Raw genomic sequence first — 3,102 nt, forward strand, 5'->3', positions numbered from 1 at the left:
GGTCGCCCGACCTCCATTTCGTTTCCGCCCCGCGGGATTTTGTTATTTTTTTTGGGTGCACCCCATGGGACGGTTTCCGTCCCATGGGGACCCCTCATGACATCCGGGGGCAGTTCTTGACGGGACCTTGACATCCGCAGGTGGGCGGGCCTAATTTCGGCGGATCTCAATGGTCTGTCCGCATACCTTTTAAGTGGGTGCCCGATGGATGTCTCAGACAAGCAGGCCGAACCCGCCGACGAAGACAGTGCCCGGCTCCACCAGCTCGGCTACGCGCAGGAACTCCGGCGCACGATGTCGACCTTCTCCAACTTCGCCGTCTCGTTCACGATCATCTCGATCCTCTCCGGCTGCCTGACCCTCTACGGGTTCGGCATGAAGACCGGCGGGCCCGCCGCGATGATCTGGGGCTGGCCGCTCGTCGGCCTGTTCGTCATCCTGGTCGGGCTGGGCATGGCCGAGGTCTGCTCCAGCTATCCGACCGCGGGCGGCCTCTACTACTGGGCCGCGAAGCTCGCCCCGCGCAACGGCGCGGCGTGGTCGTGGTTCACCGGCTGGTTCAACCTCATCGGGCAGATCGCGGTCACCGCGGGCATCGACTTCGGCGCGGCGCTGTTCCTCAACGCCTTCCTCGACCTGCAGTTCGGTTTCGAGGCGACGCCGGGCCACACGATCCTGCTGCTGGCGATCATCCTGGTGATCCACGGCCTGCTGAACACCTTCGGCGTGAAGATCGTGGCGCTGCTGAACAGCATCAGCGTGTGGTGGCATCTGGTGGGTGTGCTGGTCATCGTCGGGGTGCTGATCATCGTGCCCGCCAAGCACCAGGACGCTTCCTTCGTCTTCGGCGAGTTCGTGAACAAGACAGGCTGGGCGTCACCGGTCTACGTCTTCTTACTGGGGTTGCTCGTCGCGCAGTACACGCTGACCGGCTACGACGCCTCCGCGCATATGACCGAGGAGACCAAGAACGCGGCGAAGGCCGGACCGCGCGGCATCATCAACTCGATCCTCGTCTCCCTGGTCGCCGGGTGGATCCTGCTGATCGGCCTCACTTTCGCCATCCAGAACTACGACGGCGCCGTGGACTCCGCGACCGGGGTGCCGCCCGCGCAGATCTTCATCGACGCGACCGGCGCGACGACCGGTAAGTTCCTGCTGCTGATCTGCATCGGCGCGCAGCTGTTCTGCGGGATGGCCTCGGTGACCGCGAACTCGCGGATGATCTACGCCTTCGCCCGCGACGGCGCGATCCCGGGTTCGGGGTTCTGGCACCGCATCAACAAGCGCACGCAGACGCCGACCAACGCGGTGTGGCTGGCCGCGGGCGGCGCGCTCCTGCTCGCCCTGCCGTACCTGTGGAGCGCGACCGCCTACGCGGCGGTGACCTCGATCGCGGTCGTCGGCCTTTACGTGGCCTACGTGATCCCGGTGTTCCTGCGGGTGCGCAAGGGCGACGACTTCGAACCCGGACCGTGGAACCTCGGCCGCTGGGGCAAGCTCGTCGGGACCGTCGCGACCGTCTGGGTGTGCTTCATCTTCGTGCTGTTCATGCTCCCGCAGGGGTCGCCGATCACCATCGACAGTTTCAACTACACGCCGATCGCCTTCCTCGTCGTACTCGGTGGTGCGGCGGTGTGGTGGTTCGCCTCGGCGCGCAAGTGGTTCACGGGTCCGAAGGTGCAGGGCTCCGAGGCAGAACTCGCCGCGGTGGAAAAGGAACTCAAGGAACTGGGGTAGCGGCCTCCCGGGCGCGGCCGGCGCGGACTCCGGTCACGGCGGCCGCGCCCACCGCCCCGACCCCGGCGAACGCGTAGAAACCCCACGGGTACGCGATCCCGGCGCTCAGCAGCGCGCCGCCGAGGATCGGCCCGCAGATCGCGCCGATCCGGCCGACTCCGGCCGCCCAGCCGATTCCGGTGGCGCGCATAGCGTCCGGGTACGTCTTGCCGATATAGGCGTACACGAGGACCTGCGCGCTGAACACGAACCCGCCGGTGAGGAACACGGCCACGTACAGCCCGGCCGCGGGCAGTTTCACGCTCAGCAGGGCCAGGAACACGGCCGCGCCGAGGAACCAGAAGATCACCGCCGGCCGTACGCCGGCCTTGTCCGCCACCCGGCCCGCGACGAGCAGGCCGACGACACCGCCGAGGTTCAGCGTGAGCAGCAGCCCCAGCGCCGCGCCGAGCGGGTACCCGGCCTGGCGCATGATCTCCGGCAGCCAGGTGTTGAGCCCGTAGACCAGCAGCAGGCCCATGAACGACGTCACCCAGAACGCGATGGTGGCGCGCAGGAGCCCGCCGCGGAACAGCCCGCCGACGACGTCCGTCGCCGACTTCGCCTGCGTCTCCCGCGCCTGCTCGAAGGATTCGGATTCGGGCAGGTACTTGATCATCAACGGCACCAGGACGAGCGCGGGCAGCGCGCCCGCGACGAACATCGCGCGCCAGCCGAGCGGCTGGATCAGCCAGATGCCGAGCAGGGCGGTGAGCACCGCGCCGACGTGGTAGCCGGTCATCACCGTGGTGGTCGCGCTGCCGCCCTTCCCCTTGCGGGCGTACTCGGTGACCAGCGCGATCGCCGTCGGGAGGCAGCCGCCCAGCCCCAGCCCGGCCAGGAAGCGCAGCAGGCCGAAGACGAAGGCCGACGGCGAGATCGCGCAGAGCGCGGTGAACGCCGAGAAGGCGGTGACCGCGATGATCAGCGCCTTCCGGCGGCCGATGAGGTCGGTGATCGTGCCGATCGCCAGCGCGCCGATCGTCATGCCGATCAGGCCGACCGTCGAGATCACCGACGCCGTGCCGGGCGTCAGGCCCCAGACGTGGTCACGCAGCAGCGCGGGCAGCACCGTACCCAGGACGACCAGGTCGAATCCGTCGAGCAGCACCGCCGTCCAGGCGAGCGGGACCACCCACGAACGAGCCTCGGCAGGGGACATGGAGACCTCCAGCTGTGTTCGCGATGCGCACGAGTATGCACAATCCGAACGTTGTGAGCAAGGCCACTGGACCCCTGGATGTCAGGAAAGGGTCGTTCAGGACGAAAAACGTCCTGAACGACCCTTTCCTGACACTTGACGGACTAGCGCTTCACGAGGTC

At 67.6% G+C, this 3,102-nt stretch carries 2 protein-coding genes; one reads left to right on the top strand and one right to left on the bottom strand.

Annotated elements, in window-relative coordinates; genetic code table 11:
• Window positions 1-204: 204 nt before the first annotated feature.
• Window positions 205-1,740 carry an amino acid permease gene (locus AB0N89_RS40985; protein WP_364217148.1) on the top strand — a complete coding sequence of 512 codons (1,536 nt, stop codon included), beginning with the start codon at window positions 205-207 and terminating at the stop codon, window positions 1,738-1,740.
• Here AB0N89_RS40985 and AB0N89_RS40990 read toward each other — a convergent pair.
• Window positions 1,724-2,941: an aromatic acid/H+ symport family MFS transporter gene (locus AB0N89_RS40990; RefSeq protein ID WP_364217151.1), complete on the bottom strand. Its 1,218-nt coding sequence runs from the start codon at window positions 2,939-2,941 to the stop codon at window positions 1,724-1,726. The genes AB0N89_RS40985 and AB0N89_RS40990 overlap by 17 nt on opposite strands.
• Window positions 2,942-3,102 lie beyond the last annotated feature (161 nt).

Source organism: Amycolatopsis sp. NPDC089917 (assembly GCF_040684635.1).
Lineage (GTDB): Bacteria > Actinomycetota > Actinomycetes > Mycobacteriales > Pseudonocardiaceae > Amycolatopsis.

Coding starts and splice junctions, on each gene's coding strand:
- AB0N89_RS40985 (WP_364217148.1), top strand. CDS start 205: ATGGATGTCTCAGACAAGCAGGCCGAACCCGCCGACGAAGACAGTGCC.
- AB0N89_RS40990 (WP_364217151.1), bottom strand. CDS start 2,941: ATGTCCCCTGCCGAGGCTCGTTCGTGGGTGGTCCCGCTCGCCTGGACG.